The organism is Cellulophaga sp. BC115SP, assembly GCF_009905545.1.
GTDB classification, from domain to species: domain Bacteria; phylum Bacteroidota; class Bacteroidia; order Cytophagales; family Spirosomataceae; genus Flectobacillus; species Flectobacillus rivi.
The window spans coordinates 94589-114645 of the sequence record NZ_JAAALB010000012.1 but is presented as its reverse complement, the minus strand read 5'-3'; the positions used below and the strand labels follow the sequence as shown (position 1 = coordinate 114645).

General features: G+C 37.3%; 13 protein-coding genes. 9 read left to right on the top strand and 4 right to left on the bottom strand.

What is annotated here, in order from left to right; translation table 11 throughout:
• Positions 1-167: 167 nt before the first annotated feature.
• The 3 genes from GVN22_RS11635 to GVN22_RS11625 all read right to left on the bottom strand — a co-directional run bounded on the left by GVN22_RS11635 (position 168) and on the right by GVN22_RS11625 (position 5884).
• Positions 168-3593: a DUF2126 domain-containing protein gene (locus tag GVN22_RS11635; RefSeq protein WP_166551197.1), complete on the bottom strand. Its 3426-nt coding sequence runs from the start codon at positions 3591-3593 to the stop codon at positions 168-170.
• A 406-nt stretch (positions 3594-3999) separates the two neighbouring features.
• Entirely contained in the window at positions 4000-4920 is a 921-nt protein-coding gene (locus tag GVN22_RS11630; RefSeq protein WP_166551196.1) for a hypothetical protein, read from the bottom strand.
• 7 nt (positions 4921-4927) lie between these two features.
• Positions 4928-5884 (bottom strand): ParA family protein, encoded by a 957-nt coding sequence (locus GVN22_RS11625; protein ID WP_166551195.1) that lies wholly within the window; start codon positions 5882-5884, stop codon positions 4928-4930.
• A 925-nt stretch (positions 5885-6809) separates the two neighbouring features.
• On the opposite strand from GVN22_RS11625, the gene GVN22_RS11620 reads away from it, so the two are divergent.
• The gene (locus GVN22_RS11620; RefSeq protein WP_166551194.1) at positions 6810-8234 is read left to right on the top strand and encodes a replication initiation protein; all 1425 of its coding nucleotides are present in this window, start codon (positions 6810-6812) and stop codon (positions 8232-8234) included.
• A 50-nt stretch (positions 8235-8284) separates the two neighbouring features.
• On the opposite strand, the gene GVN22_RS11615 is transcribed toward GVN22_RS11620, so the two are convergent.
• On the bottom strand, positions 8285-8626 hold the full coding sequence (locus tag GVN22_RS11615) for a co-chaperone YbbN (RefSeq protein WP_166551193.1): 342 nt from the start codon (positions 8624-8626) through the stop codon (positions 8285-8287).
• 389 nt (positions 8627-9015) lie between these two features.
• On the opposite strand from GVN22_RS11615, the gene GVN22_RS11610 reads away from it, so the two are divergent.
• The 8 genes from GVN22_RS11610 to GVN22_RS11575 all read left to right on the top strand — a co-directional run bounded on the left by GVN22_RS11610 (position 9016) and on the right by GVN22_RS11575 (position 19974).
• Positions 9016-11160, top strand: a complete 2145-nt coding sequence (locus GVN22_RS11610; protein WP_166551192.1) for a bifunctional aldolase/short-chain dehydrogenase — start codon at positions 9016-9018, stop codon at positions 11158-11160.
• A gap of 80 nt (positions 11161-11240) precedes the next feature.
• Complete coding sequence (rhaM, locus tag GVN22_RS11605; RefSeq protein WP_166551191.1) at positions 11241-11555, top strand: L-rhamnose mutarotase; 315 nt, start codon at positions 11241-11243, stop codon at positions 11553-11555.
• 33 nt (positions 11556-11588) lie between these two features.
• Positions 11589-12863, top strand: coding sequence for a TIM barrel protein (locus GVN22_RS11600; RefSeq protein ID WP_166551190.1), 1275 nt, complete (start codon positions 11589-11591; stop codon positions 12861-12863).
• Between the two features lie 145 nt (positions 12864-13008).
• The gene (locus tag GVN22_RS11595) at positions 13009-14412 is read left to right on the top strand and encodes an FGGY-family carbohydrate kinase (RefSeq protein ID WP_205690868.1); all 1404 of its coding nucleotides are present in this window, start codon (positions 13009-13011) and stop codon (positions 14410-14412) included.
• A gap of 234 nt (positions 14413-14646) precedes the next feature.
• Positions 14647-15387 carry a (Fe-S)-binding protein gene (locus GVN22_RS11590; protein ID WP_166551189.1) on the top strand — a complete coding sequence of 247 codons (741 nt, stop codon included), beginning with the start codon at positions 14647-14649 and terminating at the stop codon, positions 15385-15387.
• 135 nt (positions 15388-15522) lie between these two features.
• Positions 15523-16899 (top strand): lactate utilization protein B, encoded by a 1377-nt coding sequence (locus GVN22_RS11585; protein ID WP_166551188.1) that lies wholly within the window; start codon positions 15523-15525, stop codon positions 16897-16899.
• A 175-nt stretch (positions 16900-17074) separates the two neighbouring features.
• Positions 17075-17659 carry an LUD domain-containing protein gene (locus GVN22_RS11580; protein ID WP_166551187.1) on the top strand — a complete coding sequence of 195 codons (585 nt, stop codon included), beginning with the start codon at positions 17075-17077 and terminating at the stop codon, positions 17657-17659.
• A gap of 233 nt (positions 17660-17892) precedes the next feature.
• A complete protein-coding gene (locus GVN22_RS11575) occupies positions 17893-19974 on the top strand; it encodes a beta-galactosidase (protein WP_205690867.1) in 2082 nt (693 codons plus the stop codon).
• Positions 19975-20057 lie beyond the last annotated feature (83 nt).

The following is a 20057-nucleotide window of genomic DNA, read 5'->3' as shown; positions in this document are numbered from 1 at the left end:
TATTTACGAAAAAAATACAAGGATAGGTTATCCCGACGAATCAAAAAACATCAGATAACCTATCCCTTTCAAAAGTCTTACTCAATTGTTTTCTACACAATGATAAGTTAGGAGTCTGTAAACATTTTTAAACTCATATCTTACCACTCCTAGCACTACAGATAAACTTATCTCGCCTTCCAGAATCTTCTCAAGTCGAGTGTAGTAGGATATTCAGCATTGATAAGTTCAACAGGCGTATCGATTTTCATTTCCTTTTTGTTTTCAGCCACAAATCGTGAAGGCGCTGTATTAAATCTAACAGGAGCAGGCACCATATCTGTTGTCGATGGAGTATGTCCAAAGCCCCAGAAGCGACTAATTCTTCTCGACTCGGCTTCGTAGCTATTAATCGGATACGTATCAAAACTTCTTCCGCCTGGGTGTGATACAAAATAGGTACATCCACCAATCACACGGTTATTCCAAGTATCTACAATATCAAATACCAATGGTGCATCGACACCAACTGTAGGATGGAGAGCAGACGGTGGATTCCAAGCTTTGTATCTGATTCCAGCTACATATTCGCCTTTAGTTCCTGTTGGACGTAATGGCACTCGACATCCATTACAAACTAAAATATGTCGATCTTGAACAAATCCAGAAACTTTAACTTGTAGTTTTTCTAATGATGAGTCCACAAAACGAGCGGTGCCAGAATTTGAGAGTTCTTCGCCAAGTACATGCCAAGGCTCGATTCCTAAACGAAGCTCCAGTTGTAGATTATCGACAGTTACCCCACCATGGTGTGGGAATCTGAATTCGAAAAAGGCATCAAACCATGAAATATCAAAATCATAGCCTGCATCTTTCAAATCGTTTACTACATCAATCATATCCAAATAGGCGAAGTGAGGCAGTAAAAATCTATCATGCAATTCTGTTCCCCAACGAACTAACTTTTTCTTATATGGCTGTTTCCAAAACTTAGCAATCAAGGCACGAACTAGTAAATTTTGTACTAAATTCATGTGCTTGTGTGGTGGCATATCAAAAGCTCTAAACTCAAGAATTCCCAAACGACCTGTAGAAGAATCGGGTGAATACAGCTTATCTATACAAAATTCGGTACGGTGTGTGTTTCCTGTAATATCAACCAAGAGATTCCTGAAAATTCGATCTACCATCCAAAATGGCACATTGCCATCGTCTGGGATTTGGTCAAAAGCAATTTCGAGTTCATATAAACGCTCGTCACGACCTTCGTCAACTCGTGGTGCTTGACTTGTTGGACCAATAAATGACCCAGCAAATAAATAACTCAATACAGGGTGATGCTGCCAATAAGTAACTAAACTACGCAATAAATCAGGGCGACGTAAAATCGGACTATCAGCAGGTTTTGCTCCACCAATCGTTACGTGGTTACCACCACCTGTTCCTGTGTGTCGTCCATCTACCATAAACTTTTCTGTACCTAATCTCGACAGAAATGCTTCTTCATACAAAGCCGTGGTATTGTCGACTAACTCCTGCCAATTTTTTGATGGGTGAATATTTACCTCAATTACCCCAGGGTCTGGCGACACCACAAGTTTCTCCATTCTATAATCAGATGGAGGGGTATATCCTTCTATTCTGATAGGCATTTGCAGTTTCTCTGCGGTAGCCTCAATAGAAGCGATAAGATCTAAATAATGCTCTAGGTATTCTGTTGGAGGCAAGAAGGCATATAGGATTCCTTCTCTTTCCTCAATTACCAAGGTTGTTTGAATCGTATTTACTTCAAACAACAAAGGCTTTTCTTCCAAGTCATCTGCCTTCTTTATTTTTTCTTCATCCTTGATTTTGGAGGCTTTTTTGACAGGAGCCACATAGTCGGGTGCTTCAGATCCATATCGTGCCTCGGCAACCGCACTATAATCTCCCAGTTCGGGTAAATCTTCAAATGGACTACGTTCTAGCGGTTCTTCTCTTTGAAATTTAGAAATTGCGGGTAAAGAATTTAACGGCAATCTTAAACCTACAGGAGAATTACCCGGAATTAAAAAGCAATTCTCTCTTCTAAATTCCCAAACACAACTAGTCCATGAGCTGGTATTCCAGTTCCATCGTATGGGTAAGGCAAAACCTACAGGGTTATTTAAGCCCTTTTCCAATACCTTGGCTAAGGTTCGACGTTCAATCGAATCCTTTAGGTTGACTGCCAATGGGTCTACATTCACAGGTAATTTACCTTCTTCTAACGTCCAATAAATAGGGTCTTCAAAAGCAGGGCATAAATTACTCGGACGAATACCCAAGTATTTGGTGAGCTCTGTTGCAAATAATTCAGCATCGTGGAAAGTATAATTTGTTTGTCCTTCTTTTGCGATAAGGTCATCATTTTTCCAAATAGTATGTCCGTCTTTTCTCCAGTAAAGGGCATACTGCCAACGTGGGAACAATTCACCAGGATACCATTTTCCTTGCCCAAAATGCAATAAGCCTCCATGAGCAAAGCGATTTTTAAGGCGCAAAGCAAGATTATAGGCAAGTTGTCGCTTGAGTGGTCCATCGGCGGTAGAGTTCCATTCAGGAGACTCAAAATCGTCGATTGATACAAAGGTTGGCTCTCCTCCCATCGTCATACGCACATCCCCTTCTTGTAAATCTTTCTCTACGATATTCCCAACTTTCATGATTTTCTCCCACTGTTCGTCAGTGTAAGGTTTGGTTACCCTTGGGTCTTCATGAATACGGAAAACTTTATTATCAAACTCAAAAGTTACTTCACAAATATCTGTAGCTCCAGTAACAGGTGCCGCACTCGCATAATCAGGTGTACAACACAGCGGAATGTGTCCTTCTCCTGCAAATAATCCTGATGTTGGATCTAATCCAATCCATCCTGCACCTGGAATATATGCTTCTACCCAAGCATGTAAATCTGTAAAATCTTCTTCTGGACCAGAAGGACCGTCCAATGACTTTACATCTGGCGTTAGTTGAACCAAATAGCCAGATACAAATCGAGCAGCAATACCTTTATGACGTAGAATCTGAACCAGTAACCAGGCTGAATCACGACAACTCCCACTTTTAATTGTTAGTGTGTCTTCGCAAGTTTGTACCCCTGGCTCCATCCGAATATTGTAATCAAGATGACCATAGACTTTTTGATTGGCATACACCAAAAAATCAACAGTATTAATATCTTCCTGAGCTTCTACTTCTTTCAAAAACTCCGTCAACAATGGTCCTGATTCACGTGCTTCTAGATATGGTACTAATTCTTTTGCTAAAATCTCATCGTATCTGAACGGAAATTTTTCAGCATATTCTTCCACGAAAAAGTCAAAAGGATTAATCACTTCCATGCGAGCTATTACCTCAACTTCTACACTTAGCTCTTTTGTTTTTTCAGGAAAGACAACTCTTGCTTGATAATTTCCAAATGGATCTTGCTGCCAGTTAATAAAATGCTCTTCAGGAGTAATCTTTAAAGAATATCCTTCAATCGCAGTTCGTGAATGCGGTGCAGGTCTTAATCTAAAAATATGGGGAGACAAGCTGACGCTACGATCAAACTTATACTTAGTTTTATGAGAAATCGCAACTTTTAAAGACATACGAGATTATTTTGAAGGTTCAATCATGGATTTATGTAAAAAAAGTGAAAAAATCCATGAAATATCAACCTCCAAATGAAAATTTATAAATTCTCTTAAAGAAATTATATTCTACTTAATATTCATTTTACTTTTTGATTATTTTAGAATACGCTCTTTATTCAAAATTATATTTTAGCATTGTTAAGAAATAGCTACTTGCCCTTGATATCTATTTGTCATTGATCATGCTCTCTGAAACGCTCAAACCATAGTGCTCAAAATGAGCAATATGATAATGATCAAAACGCTCAAACCATAATGCTCAAAATGAGCATTATGATAGTGATGAGAATGCTCAAACCATAGTGCTCAAAATGAGCAATATGGTTGATAACAAAAAAGAGGTCGATTGACCTCTTTTTTGTTAAAGTAATTCTTCTAGTTTACCAACTAACTTTTTTAATTCTTCTAGTCTTTCTTTATCCTTTGCATTAACAATTTTCTTTACAAGGGCTATAATTTCATTGGAACAATTGACAAGTGTATGGTCTGTTGGAACGGTTTCAACTCTTTCTACTAATCCACTTGTTTGTAACACCGTTACCAATTCATCAGCGCTTTCAATAGGTTTAGGTAACTCCCTTACTTTAGCGACTTTTTGTAAAAGCCCTTTTTCAATATTTTGATTTCCAGCCAAGACTTCATTTCGTAAGGTGGTAGACAATTTTCCCAGCCCTTCAGCAAACTCAGCATCACGGCGAATTGTAGCAGGACTTACTTTATATTCCTCAGATAGTTTCGATGCTGTGGAAACTTTCACCTTCTTACTTTCAAAATAATCATCGACGTTAATGAGTCCTTCGTCAGTAACACGGTCATATTTACCTCTTTCAGATTTTTCGTTGTTATAGCGCAAACCTCTGAAATAAGATGCCTGTTGAGGTGTAAGATTACGACGCCCCAATTGCAAATCAATCATATAGTCTTTTACTTCCTTCAAGGTGTTAAAAGACAGTAATTGAATATTGAAATTCAATTGATTGGTTTGACAAATTCGATAGCGGTTGTGTCCATCTATTAGGATATAGGCTGGTGTGGAGTCTTCTGTGAGACTTAATCCAGCTACACTTCGAGTGGTTTCCCATACCAATAGTGCATCTTTACATCCGTATTTTAAAATGTTTTGTTCAAGTTGTTGAGATTCTTCAACACTCAAAGGAGGTATAAAATCGCGAAGTTCTTCAAGGATTTGTATGTTTTGCTTGATGGCCTCGAGGGATATGAGATTACTACCCAAGGCTTGCTTGGTTTTGGAGGCTATAACGTCTTTAAAATTTGCTTTCATCTAATCTCTATTTTACCACTTGTAAATACTGTATAAACTCTTCCGAAAACTCACGATACAATTTGGCTGCTTCCGAATTTTCAGCAAATTTGGATATTGTGCTTTGTTCTATTTGTGCTTTTTGAAAATCTACAAGATGTTTTATTTCAGTACGAAATACTCTGAACTGTGACATACTTTCTCTAACGTGTTCTTTCACGCCATCGTGTACAGAGTTTTTCTTTACCATGGTAAATACGATTCCATCTATTTCAATAGCAGGGTTCCAGCTTGTACGAACTTCCGAGATTCTATCTAAAAGGGTGTTTAATCCTTTTACAGCAGATATCTCCGGTTGAAGTGTGATTAAACAGCTTTTGGATGCAATCAATGCCGAAGAGGTAAGTGCGTTGAGCGAGGGAGGGCAATCGATCAGAATGTAATCGTATTGCTCCATCAATGGGACTAATTTGTTCTTGAGCCTCGACACTCCCCCCAAAGAAATAATTAATTCTATTTCGGCCTTGGCCAAATCTATATCTGATGGACTTAGATCTAAATTTGGAGCAATATTCATGACTGGCAACTCATCTGCTTTCAGCAGGGCATCTACAACTTGCTTTTCTGGGGTATCTACTCCTAGTATTTGAGACAAATTTCCCTGAGGATCCATGTCTATCAATAATACATTAAATCCCTTTCTGGCTAAAGCTTCCCCCAAAGAACCTGTCGTAGTAGTTTTACCAACACCTCCTTTGTGATTAATTATCGAAATCACACGAGCGTTTTGATAAAGATTCGGCGAATATCCATATTTAGTCAATACTGGTAATAGCGCAGCTAAATGCCTTTCATTCAGATTTCGCTCGCCTGTGATGGCTTTGGTAAGTGTTCCTTTCGCTAGGGTTGATTCCTTTTCTACAGTCGAAACAGAAAGTGCTGGATTATGTCTTAAGAATTTTAGGACTAATTCTTGGCTTATCATAGGTAAAATCGTTTGTATTACATTTCATACAAATATACCAAAAAGGTATCAGTTTTGATACAACTACCTTATAATAATTCTTTCTTTAAGCAACATATTTTATTGAAAGTAAAAACGACTTTTATGGTGTCAATTTGTAAAAGATAAGCCAACAATAAAAACGACTTTTATGGTGTCATTTATAATTTTGATGGAATTTCAAAAAACTACTTTTATGGTGCATTACAAGGTCTAATCATAAATTCAAAAAAGACTTTTATGGTGTCTATATTCTTCTATCGAGTTACTCAAAAACTACTTTTATGGTGCCATGAGGATTTTTTACAGCTTTAAAAAAACTACTTTTATGGTGTTTGGTCAATTTTTATCGTTTTATAAAAACTACTTTTATGGTGCAGGTGCTGTTTTAACTACTTTCACTAAAAACTACTTTTATGGTGTCTCCACTTTCAATTCTTTCTCGTACGAATTTTATCCATGACTAATTTTAGAAGATTTTTAAACTTGAATTTTTAAGAAAAAAATTAATAAAAAATCAACAATTTCCTTTGTTGTCTTTTAAATCTTTTATTCTTTTAAATCTTTTAGGGGTTTGTAACTATTTGATTTTCAGTTTTTTAAGCACCATTAAAACTACTTTTATGGTGCTTAAAACTACTTTTATGGTGCATTAAAACTACTTTTATGGTGCTTAAAACTACTTTTATGGTGCATTAAAACTACTTTTATGGTGCTTAAAACTACCTGTATAAATTTAAAGTAGTTTTTGTGATGCTTTTTTTTTAATTACTCTTATTTTTGTACAATAAAGGAAAGAAACCGAAGTCTGTGACAATTTTTTGATTAAGGGTCTTAATAAAAAATTAAGTATTTCATTCTAAGCCAATTAGTATAAATACTCGGTTTCCCTAATGTCATGGAAGATATGAAGACAGAGAAAAGAGAGCAAGCTTTGGATAGCGTGACCAAAGACCCTTATCGGATTGTCAAGGGCAATCCTCTGATAGAAGCTCGTTTTGAGTTAACTCCGACTCAAATGAAGCTTTTTATTTACATGCTGTCGTTATTGGACATCAGCAAAGAAAGTTTTGTACCACTAACTATCACAGTGAAAGACTTTCAAAAATTTACTGGTGTAGAAGGAGGAAGTTTGTATTCGCACCTGCAACAAGAGGTGAAGAAGATGATTGACAAGAAAGTTTATTACAAAGACGATCGCATAGAATTAGATTCACACTTGATAAGTGGCTATGTATATTTCAAAAAAGAAGGGTATTTTGTATTAGAATTTCCCAATCTCCTAAAACCGTTTTTATTACAACTCAAAGAAAACTTTACGGTATTAGATATTCGAAATATTTTACGGCTAGATAGCTCGTATGCAATGCGTTTTTATGAAATATGTAAAGAGAAAGAACGCATCGGGACATTTGAATTTGAAGTAGATAAGCTCAAAAGAATGTTTAACATTGAGCACAAGTACAAAAACTATTTTGATTTTAAAATGAAAGTAGTTGTACAAGCACAAAACGAGTTAATGAAAAATTCGGAATTGTATTTTGAGTTTAACGAAATCAAACAAGGGAAAAAAGTCGTTAAATTAAGGTTTGTGGTAAAGAAAAATAAACTAGAGGAAGTTGAAGATCCATTGGTAGAGCAAATATCGGCTAGTTTTAAAGAGGCTAATAAAGACCCATTGCCGTTGATAACGCAATCAATAGAAATTCAAGCAAACGAGACTCTAAACTTAATTTACGAGCAGGTAAAAGATTTTGGAATTACGCAGCACACCATTAAAGAGTGGCTTGATGAAATATCTGTCGAGCAAATACAACTAGCAATTAACTATCTGAAAAAAGAACTTGCTACTGGACGAAATATCAAAAATATTGGAGGTTATTTGACCATCATGGTAAAAAGTCCAGACCTAATGCACGCACAGCAACGGGAGGTAAAAAAGAAAGAGGAAGCCAAAAGAATACAAGCCACCCAAAAGGCGGAAGTTCAACGTAAAAAAGAACAACAATATCGGAAAGATCAACTATTAGAGGAGTATACTAATGCCAAGCGGCATGAAGCCAATAACATACTAAATCAAAATCCTCAGCTATACTTAAGTATTCTCGACAGAATGAGCGCTAATTTACTTGGATCGATGCAGTATGATAGTTATCTCCAGTTTTGTGGTGGACAAATATCTATTGATACGTTTCTGACTTATTTTAACCTAGGAACTGGTTTTTATGGAATCGTAATGAATATTTTAGAGGCCGAATTTCCCGTATTTGGATATATCAAAGATGAATATCTACCTAAAGCAAAAGAAATAGGCTTGAGATTGACCTACTAGTAAAGAATAACAGAAAAGGCATTGAACTAATTAGTCCAATGCCTTTTCTGTTATTTGAGTAAATAGGGTTTGACAGTTTTGGTCTTAATAACCTGCTCCAATGAACTTTTGGTGATAATACCCACGTGTTTCCAAATAAGCTCGCCTTGTTGAAATAAAAACAGGGTAGGCATACTTTTTACACCAAAATAGTCGCTTATATTTTTCTCTCTATCCACATCTATTTTTTGTATCAATATCCCATCACCCATTTGTTTGCTCAAATCAGTTAAGATTGGAGTAAGTCCTTTGCAAGGCTGACACCATTGTGCATGAAACACCAACAAAAGCGGTGTTTTAGCATTAATATAAGCTTCGATTGAAGCAGGAAGCTCCATTGACTTTTTTTTCATTGTGAATCGTCTCTTTTCAAGTCAAAATTACTCCTTTTATCATAAAGGAAAGTTGTTTTTCTACCAAAGGTGTGGTTTTTAGGTAGAAAAATTAAACAATTTTATAAAAAAACAAAATATTTTTATGATATAATGTTCAGTAAATCAATTACTTATGATTATTTATTTGTTTGATACAGGACGGTAAAGGAAAGTTGACTGAATTACAACTGTTAAGTTTGTGCTATCTAAGAAAAAAACAATTCGATATAGAATAAATGATAGAGAAATTTTTGGGATTAATCACATAACGAAATTTTAAATCTATCTTTAATTACCCTTTAAACAGAAATAAAACAATCTATTCAAAAGCGATGCAAATTCGCTTGAATATCAAATACCAAAAAACAATGACAACGATTTCAACAGTGGATGCAACTAAATTTAAGCATGTAAGCTATTTATGGGACGATGCCAAAGCAGCAGCGTTGGCAGGCGATGAAGTAGCTCTTTTCATTTACCGTTCAAACATGTTGGGTGCCGACCTTCGTTTGACTAACTATGGTGGTGGTAACACTTCTGTAAAGCTCAAAGATGTGGATCCGCTTACAGGTCAGGAAACGGACATAATGTGGATTAAAGGTTCGGGTGGTGACATCGGTACTTTGAAAAAAAGCGGTTGCGCTGCGTTGTACGTAGATAGACTTCGTTCATTGGAAAATGTATATCGTGGAATCGAATTTGAAGATGAAATGGTAGCATTGTTCAACCATTGTATATTTGATTTGGATTCAAAAGCGCCATCAATTGATACGCCTCTTCATGGATTCCTTCCATTTGCTCATATCGATCACCTTCACCCAGATGCTGCGATTGCTATTGCCGCTGCGAAAGATGGTCAAAAAATCACAGAAGAATTATTTAATGGCGAAATTGGCTGGGTAGGCTGGCAACGTCCAGGTTTCGACTTAGGATTGCAATTGCGTGCTTGTTTGGAAGAAGCTGCTGCTAAAGGAATCAAGCTTCGTGGTATCATGTTGGGTTCTCACGGTTTGTTTACTTGGGGCGACACTGCTTACGAAAGTTATATCAACACGCTGGAAGTAATTGAGAAATGTGCTGAATATTTGGAATCTAACTACGGTAAATCTCGTCCAGTGTTTGGAGGTGCTAAAATCGATAGTTTGCCAGAAGCTGATCGTAAATTACAAGCGGCTAAAGTTGCACCAATTTTACGTGGTTTCTGCTCATCAGAGCGCCAAATGATTGGCCATTTCACAGATGATATACGTGTTTTGGAATTCATCAACTCTAACGATTTAGAGAAATTAGCTCCACTTGGCACATCATGTCCTGACCACTTCTTGCGTACTAAAATTTCTCCTTTAGTATTGGAATTGGCTCCAAGCGAAGATTTATCTAATGTAGCAGGCATTAAAGCTAAATTGACTCCTGCGTTTGAGGCATACCGTGCGATGTACACAGAGTACTATAACACTTGTAAGCATGATAACTCGCCAGCGATGCGCGACCCGAACCCAGTAGTAATTCTTTACCCTGGTGTAGGTATGTTTACTTTTGCAAAAGATAAAACTACAGCTCGTTTGGCATCAGAATATTACATCAACGCTGTGAATGTAATGAAAGGTGCTGAAGCTGTTTCTGAATATACTTCATTGCCACGTCAGGAGGCTTTTGATATTGAATACTGGTTGTTGGAAGAAGCAAAATTGCAAAGAATGCCAAAACCAAAAGCATTGTCAGGTCGTGTGGCATTAGTGACTGGTTCTGCTGGTGGTATTGGTAAAGCAATTGCTAAGAAATTTGCTGAAGAAGGTGCTTGTGTTATTATCAACGACATCAACGAAGAGCGTTTGGATGGTGCAAGGGCTGAGTTTGTTCAAATCTTCGGAAAAGATGCGGTAGCTTCTACTTTGTTGAACGTAACAGATGCAGCTAGTACTGAGCAAGCGCTTGATAATGCTTGTTTGGCATTTGGTGGTGTTGACATTGTTATCAATAACGCAGGTATCAGTATTTCAAAATCTATTGCTGATCATAGCTTAGAAGAATGGGATAGATTATATGATATTTTGGTAAAAGGTCAATTTATCGTTTCTAAAGCTGGTATCGAAGTAATGCGTAAGCAAGGTTTTGGTGGTGACATCGTAAATATTGTTTCTAAAAATGCGGTAGTTGCAGGACCAAACAACCCTGGTTATGGTTCGGCTAAAGCGGCTCAAGCGCATTTGACAAGATTGATGGCAGCAGAATTAGGTGCTGACAAAATCCGCGTGAATACTGTTAACCCTGATGCGGTTATCTCTGACTCAAATATTTGGGCAGGTGGCTGGGCTGAAGGTCGTGCAAAAGCGTATGGTATTACAGTAGCAGAGTTGCCAGCTTATTATGCCAAACGTACGTTGTTGAACGAAATCATTTTGCCAGTTGATATTGCTAATGCTTGTTTTGCGTTTGTTGGTGGTTTGTTGGGTAAATCAACAGGAAATGCCTTGAACGTAGATGGTGGTGTTGCAATGGGCTTCTATAGATAGATTTATTTAGCGAATGAGTAAATGAGCGATTTACAAACAAAATCATTCATTTGCTCATTTGCTCAATCACTCCATAAATTATGAAACGAGTTGCCTTCAAAATGCAATTGCATCAAGGACAGGTAGAAGAATACAAGCGTCGTCATGACGAAATTTGGCCTGAACTAGTAGAATTGCTCAAAAGCATAGGAATTGAGGATTATTCGATTTTCCTTGATCCAGACACTTATGCCCTGTTTGGCGTTTTAAAAATAGAAAACCCTGCATTGATGGATGAACTTCCTAAACATCCAGTTATGCAAAAGTGGTGGAAATATATGGGCGATATCATGGATGCCAATCCCGATAACTCTCCAGTAAGTGTACCACTCGTTGATGTATTTCATTTACCTTAGGACAAACTATCCGAATTTTAACAGAAACATCTCATGTTACTCGAATCATACAAAATTGCCTCACACAACGACTCTTTGTTGAAAGGCCACGAAAATAAATTGGCGTTTACTCGCTCTGAAATCGCTGGAACCGAAGAAATCATTCAAAAACTTGTTGACTTCCAAATTGCTATTCCTTCTTGGGCTTTAGGTACTGGTGGTACTCGTTTCGGACGATTTGCAGGTGGTGGTGAGCCACGTACTTTGGAAGAAAAAATCGAAGACGTTGGTCTTTTACACACTTTGAACAAAGCTTCTGGGGCTATTTCGTTGCATATTCCATGGGATATTCCAACTGATCCTAAAGCGATTCGTGCTTTGGCAGCTCAGCATGGTTTGAAGTTTGACGCAGTAAATTCAAATACATTTCAAGATCAAGCTGATCAAGAACATACTTATAAGTTTGGTTCTTTACAAAATGTAAACAAAGCCATTCGTAAGCAGGCTATCGACCATAATATCGAGGTGATTAAGCATGGTATCGAGTTGGGTTCTGATTCATTGACTGTTTGGTTGTCGGATGGTTCTTGCTTCCCGGGTCAATTAAACTTTAGAAAGGCTTATCAAAATACCTTGGAAAGTTTGCAAGAAATTTACGCAGCTTTACCAGATGATTGGAAAATCTTTGTTGAGTACAAAGCATTTGAACCAAACTTCTACTCAATGACAGTAGGAGATTGGGGACAATCATTATCGTACGCTCGCAAATTGGGAGATAAGGCTTACACATTGGTTGACTTGGGACACCATTTACCAAACGCTAACATCGAACAAATTGTTTCGTTGTTGTTGATGGAAGAGAAATTGGGTGGTTTCCACTTTAACGACTCTAAATATGGCGATGACGATTTAACAGCTGGTTCAGTAAAACCTTATCAATTATTCTTGATTTTCAATGAATTAGTTGAAGGTATGGACGCTCGTGGTATGAATCATGCCAAAGATTTGGGTTGGATGATTGATGCTTCTCACAATGTAAAAGATCCTTTGGAGGATTTATTACAATCTGTTGAGGCTATCATGATTGCTTATGCTCAAGCCCTTTCAGTAGACAGAAAAGCCTTAGAAGATGCACAAGAGAACAACGACGTAGTTCGTGCTCAAGAAATTCTTCAAAATGCTTTCCGTACAGATGTTCGTGCTATCGTAGCTGAGGCTCGTTTGCGTGCAGGTGCTGCTTTGAACCCAGTAGCATTGTACCGTGAGTTGAAAGTAAGAGAAAATCTTATTGCTGAGCGTGGTCTGAAAACTGTATCTACTGGTTTGTAAGATTTTAAAAGAGAAACCTCTTCTCTTTTTCTATATACTTTAGAATTTGTATTCCCGAGTGACTAATAGCTCGGGAATATTCTTCCCTTCATTTACTGACATATCTGTTGAGGCCTTAGGCTGTTTTAAAATTCATTACCGAAATATGAATCCGATACCAGTTTGCGCAATTTTTGATATTGGCAAAACCAATAAAAAACTGTTTTTATTTGACGAACAATACCAAATTGTTTGGGAAAAAAGTATGCAATTCCCCGAAACTATCGACGAGGATGGGGATGCTTGCGAGGATGTAAACTTGCTGCAATCATGGGTATTAGAATCATGGAATGAAGTGCTAGGTTTGGATAATTTCGTCGTAAATGCACTTAATTTTTCAACTTATGGCGCAAGTTTTGTCTATGTAAATGAAGAGGGAAATATCTTGACACCTCTCTATAATTATCTCAAAGTGTATTCGGCTGAGTTGCAGAAGCAGTTTTATGATACTTATGGTGGCGAAGAAGAATTCGCAGTCAGAACAGCGTCTCCAGTATTAGGTTCTCTTAATTCTGGTATGCAGATTTATCGTTTGAAATACGAAAAACCTGAAATATTTGAACAAGTAAAATATTGTCTTCACTTGCCTCAATTTTTACATAGCCTCTTTACAAAAAAATATTATTCTGATATTACCAGTATTGGTTGCCATACCAATCTCTGGGATTTCAGAGTGCAGAAGTATCACGAATGGACTTCTCGCGAAAAAATTGAAACAAAACTACCAACACTTTTCTATTCAGACGAAGTGGTAAAATTAGCGAATGAGGATAAGGCTGTTTCTGTAGGTGTGGGCTTACACGATAGTTCATCAGCTTTGATTCCTTATTTGATAAATTTTCAAGAACCTTTTATTTTACTTTCAACGGGAACATGGAGTATTACCCTGAACCCATTCAATGATATTCCGCTTACTTTTGAAGAGTTGCAGTATGACTGTTTGTGTTATATGCACTATCAGGGTAAGCCTGTAAAAGCGTCTCGTTTGTTTTCGGGTTACGAACATGAAATTCAAACGAAGCGTATTGCACAGCATTTTGACGTAGAAAATGATTTCTTCAAAACCGTAGCTTATGATGCACAAATCATCGATCGATTGAAAAATGCACAAAGCCCATCGGTTTCGGAAGAGGATAATAAATATGAACTATTAAAAAGTTCTTTATTTGAACATCGTGACTTAGCAGATTATTCATCCGTTGAGGAAGCTTACCATCAATTGATGTTGGATATTATGACCCAACAATTAATTTCTACGGAATTGGTTTTGCACAATTACCCTGTGAAGCGAGTTTTTGTAGATGGTGGTTTTAGTAAAAATCCTATATTCATGAACCTGTTAGCTGCTGCTTTTCCTGAATTAGAAGTGTTTGCGGCATCGATGGCACAGGCTAGTTCTTTAGGGGCTGCATTAGCGATTCATAAGCATTGGAATTCAAAAGCTTTGCCAGGAGATTTGATAGATTTGAAGTTTTATGCGTGTCAGCCTACGCTTTTACCTAAAGGTTAAGTTGAACCTCTATATCTCAAGTTATAGAAAACCAGTCTGAAATAAGAGTAGTTTTTTAGTAAAATACCTTATTTGAGTGGTGATTGAAAATATTTGACATATTTGGGTAAACATAAAAAAGTACAATTTGTTGATTATAATAGCTTTAGGCTTTTTTGAAGATCACTTTTATTGAATTTGAAATACATTTAAAGTGGTACGCTCAAGTGCCACCAATATGAAATATCCAAGATTATGCGTGTTGGCTTATTCATTCCTTGTTATGTTGACCAATTTTATCCTCAGATAGGAGTGGCAACTTTGGAGTTGCTCGAAAAATTGGGATGTGAGGTTCATTTTCCTTTAAATCAAACTTGCTGTGGTCAGCCGATGGCCAATTCCGGTTTTGAACATTTGACAGGAGGATGTAACTCTTTGTTTATCGATAATTTTGAAGGCTTTGATTATATCGTTTGCCCTTCTGGAAGTTGTACTTTGCATATTAAAGAACACTTACATGAGGAGAAAAGAGAAGAAAAAGCTTCCACGATTCGTAAACGAGTTTATGAATTGACAGAGTTTTTGACAGATGTACTAAAAGTGGAGAATCTGGAGGCTAATTTCCCACACAGAGTAGGTTTGCATCAAAGTTGTCATGGTCAGCGAGGTTTGAAACTGGCACAAATGTCTGAGTTGAATGCTCCTTTTTTCTCAAAACCTGAACAATTATTGAAACAAGTCAAACAATTGGATTTGGTTTCTTTGTCTCGAAAAGACGAATGCTGTGGTTTTGGTGGAACGTTCTGTGTGACCGAAGAAGCCATTTCGGTACGCATGGGACAAGACCGTGTGAAAGACCATGAAGACAAGAACGTGGAGTTTATTACTGGAGGAGATATGTCTTGTTTGATGCACTTGGAAGGAATACTTCGTCGTCAACAAAGCCCTGTAAAAGTGATACATATTGCGGAAATATTAAATAGTACAGTCAAATAGATTTTGCTACCAACTTAAGTTATAATGCTGAGTGGTAACTGTTAAATTGTGAATGTAAGGTTCTAATTGTCAGTTTTTACACAAAGTTCACAACTCATCATTCAGCACTAGTACTTACTTATTCAGTAATCAAATATGGAATCTAAAGTTCTTGAACATAGCAAAGCCTCGGAGGTATTTAATAAAGACAAAGAGCGTGTAGGTTGGCATGACGAAACACTTTGGTTTGTAAGAAGTAAGCGAGATAAAGCTGCCCATAATATTCCTGATTGGGAATTATTGCGCTCTACGGCTTCGAACATCAAGCATAATGTGCTGTCAAATATGCACGACTATTTAGTCGAGTTTGAGAAGAATGCCTTGGCCAATGGCGTACATGTGCATTGGGCTGCCGATGCCGAGGAGCATAACAAGATTGTACATGGTATTATTGCTAAGCATGGCGTTACTCGTATGGTAAAGAGTAAGTCAATGCTGACCGAGGAATGCCATTTGAACGATTATTTAGCCAAAAATGGTGTTGAGGTAATTGACACTGACTTAGGTGAACGCATTGTTCAATTGCGCGATGAGCCACCAAGTCATATTGTTTTACCTGCGATTCACTTGAAAAAAGAGGATGTTGGTGAAACTTTCCACATACATTTAGGAACTGAAAAAGGAAATAAGGATCCGCAATATCTTACTGAAGCCGCACGTCACCACTTGCGTGAAACTTTCTTGACTCGTAAAATAGCACTGACAGGTGTGAATTTTGCAGTAGCTCAAACTGGAGAGTTTGTGGTTTGTACCAACGAAGGAAATGCAGATATGGGCGCTCACTTGGCTGATGTTCATATTGCATGTATGGGTTTTGAAAAATTAATACCTCGTCGTGAACACCTCGGTGTATTTTTGAGATTGTTGGCGAGAAGTGCTACAGGGCAACCCATTACAACATACTCGAGTCATTTCAAAAAGCCCCGTGAAGGTCAAGAAATGCACATTGTGATTGTCGATAATGGTCGCTCGACGCAGTTGGGTCGTGAAGATTTTCGTAACTCGTTGAAGTGTATTCGTTGTGGAGCTTGTATGAACACGTGTCCTGTGTATCGTCGTAGTGGTGGTCACAGTTATCATAATGCGGTTGCTGGTCCAATTGGTTCTATTTTAGCGCCTAATTTGGATATGCGTAAGAATGCAGATTTACCATTTGCTTCGACGCTATGTGGTTCATGCTCGAATGTATGCCCCGTCAAAATTGATATTCACGACCAACTTTATAAATGGCGTCAGGTGATTGTAAAAGAGGGTTATGCGACCACTTCCAAAAAACTAGGAATGGGCGCAATGACCTTTACATTATCAAATCCTGCTATTTATCAAACAGGAGGGAAAGTTGGGCGATGGTTTATGCGTAATATACCTTTTGTGGTTAATAATGGGTTAAATCCTTGGTTCAAAAATAGAGAAATGCCAGAGCCTCCAAAGGAATCTTTTAGAGAATGGTATCTGAATAATAAAAAATCTTAGTTTGTCCGAGAGGATTTACAAACGACAATGCAAAATTTGGAGTTTATCCATGACATAGTGAGGTGTAAAAGTCGGATTGGGTGAGAGATTTTCCACCCGCCTTCTTTTCTTTCTATTTTGCATCAAACTAAAGTTGAATCACATTGATAAAACCTTCATTGGTTGCCCAAATATCATGAGTAGCAGAGATAAAATTTTAGCAAAAATAGCTCAAAATCAACCAGAATTTAGTGCATTACCTGATTTGAAAGGATTGGGGAACGTCTATGAAAGCCCTGCCCAACAGTTTAAAACAATTTTGGAAGGTATTGGTGGTAAAGTAATCGAGTTTTCGGATTGGTCAGAAATAAAGGCTTTCGTCCACGAACATTTCGATTCGAATGCCAGAATCACCTCAACTCTTCCCGAATTGGCGGATATTGCCGAGCTTGATTGGGTCGATAATGACCCGCATACTTTGGAGAATGTTGATTTCACTATCATACGAGGTCATTTGGGCGTTGCTGAAAACAGCGCTATATGGATTACCGAATCCCTTTTGAAGCAACGTGTTTCGGCATTTATTCCACAATATTTGGCGATTGTTTTAGAAGCAAATTCTTTAGTATCATCAATGCATGAAGCTTATACTCAAATCGGAATGGAGGAATATGGTTTTGCGACTTTCTTAGCTGGACCTTCTAAAACGGCCGATATTGAACAATCATTGGTATTGGGTGCGCATGGGGCTCGTGGTTTAACCGTGTTTTTAAAAGTGTAATTGGTATATCCTGATTTCAGGAATTGTTTTTAAATGTTTACGTGAATAATATTTATAAAATGTTCATTTAAGCACTGCGTTTTAGCGATTGAAGCTATCCTGAATAGGATAGCTTCTTTTTTATTTTTTGATAAGTATCTGCAAAAATCCCTTTATTAAATTTAGACTTTACGAAGTATTTGTTTGACTATATTTATTGTATCTTTATGATTCAATAAATATCTTATTTTACTATGAAAAAAATTTGGTGCGCTATCTGCTTGGCTGTTGCTTCTCATCATGGTTTACAAGCTCAGAATTTCTCTCCCAAAACTCCTTATTATGGTGTAGCTTATTATGATGAGTATATGCCCTATGATAGGCTTCAGCAAGATGTTGAAATGATGAAAAAGGCTGGCATTAACGTGGTCCGTATTGCTGAGTCTACTTGGAGCACTTTAGAGCCTCAAGAAAATACCTTTGACTTTTCGCATATTGATCGAGTTTTAGATGCCATGCACAAAGCTGGAATCGCTGTAATTATAGGAACGCCTACTTACGCTGTACCAACTTGGCTGGTTCGTAAGCATCCTGATGTTTTAGCTGTGACCTCTCGTGGACAGAATCAATATGGGGCGCGACAAAATATGGATATTTCGAATGTGCACTATCGTGAAGCCAGCGAGAGGGTTATCCGCAAATTAATGGAGCATGTTAGTAAACATCCTGCTATAATTGGGTATCAAGTAGATAATGAAACTAAGGCTTATGGTACAGCAGGGCCCAATGTACAAAAGGCTTTTGTAGAATATTGTAAACAAAAATTCGGCACACTTGATAAACTAAATAAAGCTTTTGGTTTTGATTATTGGAGTAACAGAATTAATACATGGGAAGATTTTCCTTCAACAGTTGGGACTATCAATGCAAGTTTCGCTGCTGAATTTGCTAAGTTCCAACGTAAATTGGTGGTTGATTTCTTGAAATGGCAAGCAGATATAGTTCGTGAATATAAGCGTCCTGAGCAATTTATTACGCAAAATTTTGACCTAGATTGGCGAGGGTATTCTTATGGGATTCAGCCTGATGTAGATCATTTTGCAACGGCTAAAACCTTGGATGTGGCAGGGATAGATATTTATCACCCTAGTCAAGACCAATTAACTGGGACTGAAATTGCTTTGGGGGGAGACATTACTCGTTCGATGAAGAATGGAAAGAATTATTTTGTATTAGAAACTGAAGCTCAAGGCTTTCCTCAATGGACACCATATCCTAATCAATTACGTTTGCAGGCTTTTAGTCATTTAGCTTCTGGAGCAAATATGGTTGAATATTGGCATTGGCACTCAATTCATAATTCGGCCGAAACATATTGGAAAGGTTTGCTAAGTCATGATTTTCAGCCTAATCCTACGTATAATGAAGCTATTACGATAGGTCAAGATTTTCAAAGAGTTGGACAAAAATTAATCAATCTTAAAAAGAATAATCAAGTAGCAATTCTATTCAGTAACGAGGCTTTGACAGCATTTAATGCGTTTAGTTTTGGTTGGGGAGCTCGTGAGACTTATAATGATATTTTGAGACCTTACTATGATGCTTTGTATAAAATGAATGTCGAGCTTGATTTTATCGACCCTTCAACAGAGGATATTTCGCAATACAAAGTAATTGTTGTTCCTGCCCTTTATGCCGCCCCAACCAATCTTTTGAAAAAACTGAATGATTTTGTCAAAAATGGCGGACATGTGGTTTATACTTTGAAAAGTGGTTTTTCTGATGAAAATGTCAAAGTCAGAACAGAAATACAACCTGCCATCATATCCGAAGCTTGTGGAGTACAATATTCTCAGTTTTCTATTCCTAATGGTGTAAGTTTGAAAGATACAGAAGGAAAATGGACATCAGACAAAACTAAAGTAACCCAATGGATGGAATTGCTGACTCCAACAACAGCCAAAGTTTTGGCTAATTATGAGCATCCTCAATGGGGAAAATATGCAGCTATTACTCAAAATCAATTTGGTAAAGGAACAGCAACTTATGTTGGATGTTTGACCAGTGAGTTTGTTTACAAGCAGGTTTTACAAAATGTTTTGGATAAAGCCCAATTACCAAAAGAAAAATCAGGGTTGGAGTTTCCACTAGTTCATCGTTCGGGTACCAATCAACTGGGGAAGAAATTACATTACTTTTTTAACTATTCAGGAGCTTCTCAAAATTTTACATACAAAGAAAATGCTGGTACTGAATTGTTGGCCAATAAAGCTATAACTTCTAATCAAGGAGTATCGCTTGAGCCGTGGGGATTTGTGATAATAGAGGAGAAATAACAGATTCTTTTTCAGCTAATGGATTGTCTTTCAAAAGGGTTTTGGACCTATTTTGAAAGACAATTTCATTTTAAAGAGATTTA

Coding starts and splice junctions, on each gene's coding strand:
- GVN22_RS11620 (WP_166551194.1), top strand. CDS start 6,810: ATGAAGACAGAGAAAAGAGAGCAAGCTTTGGATAGCGTGACCAAAGAC.
- GVN22_RS11615 (WP_166551193.1), bottom strand. CDS start 8,626: ATGAAAAAAAAGTCAATGGAGCTTCCTGCTTCAATCGAAGCTTATATT.
- GVN22_RS11625 (WP_166551195.1), bottom strand. CDS start 5,884: ATGATAAGCCAAGAATTAGTCCTAAAATTCTTAAGACATAATCCAGCA.
- GVN22_RS11585 (WP_166551188.1), top strand. CDS start 15,523: ATGGAATCTAAAGTTCTTGAACATAGCAAAGCCTCGGAGGTATTTAAT.
- GVN22_RS11610 (WP_166551192.1), top strand. CDS start 9,016: ATGACAACGATTTCAACAGTGGATGCAACTAAATTTAAGCATGTAAGC.
- GVN22_RS11630 (WP_166551196.1), bottom strand. CDS start 4,920: ATGAAAGCAAATTTTAAAGACGTTATAGCCTCCAAAACCAAGCAAGCC.
- GVN22_RS11590 (WP_166551189.1), top strand. CDS start 14,647: ATGCGTGTTGGCTTATTCATTCCTTGTTATGTTGACCAATTTTATCCT.
- GVN22_RS11595 (WP_205690868.1), top strand. CDS start 13,009: ATGAATCCGATACCAGTTTGCGCAATTTTTGATATTGGCAAAACCAAT.
- GVN22_RS11580 (WP_166551187.1), top strand. CDS start 17,075: ATGAGTAGCAGAGATAAAATTTTAGCAAAAATAGCTCAAAATCAACCA.
- rhaM (WP_166551191.1), top strand. CDS start 11,241: ATGAAACGAGTTGCCTTCAAAATGCAATTGCATCAAGGACAGGTAGAA.
- GVN22_RS11575 (WP_205690867.1), top strand. CDS start 17,893: ATGAAAAAAATTTGGTGCGCTATCTGCTTGGCTGTTGCTTCTCATCAT.
- GVN22_RS11600 (WP_166551190.1), top strand. CDS start 11,589: ATGTTACTCGAATCATACAAAATTGCCTCACACAACGACTCTTTGTTG.
- GVN22_RS11635 (WP_166551197.1), bottom strand. CDS start 3,593: ATGTCTTTAAAAGTTGCGATTTCTCATAAAACTAAGTATAAGTTTGAT.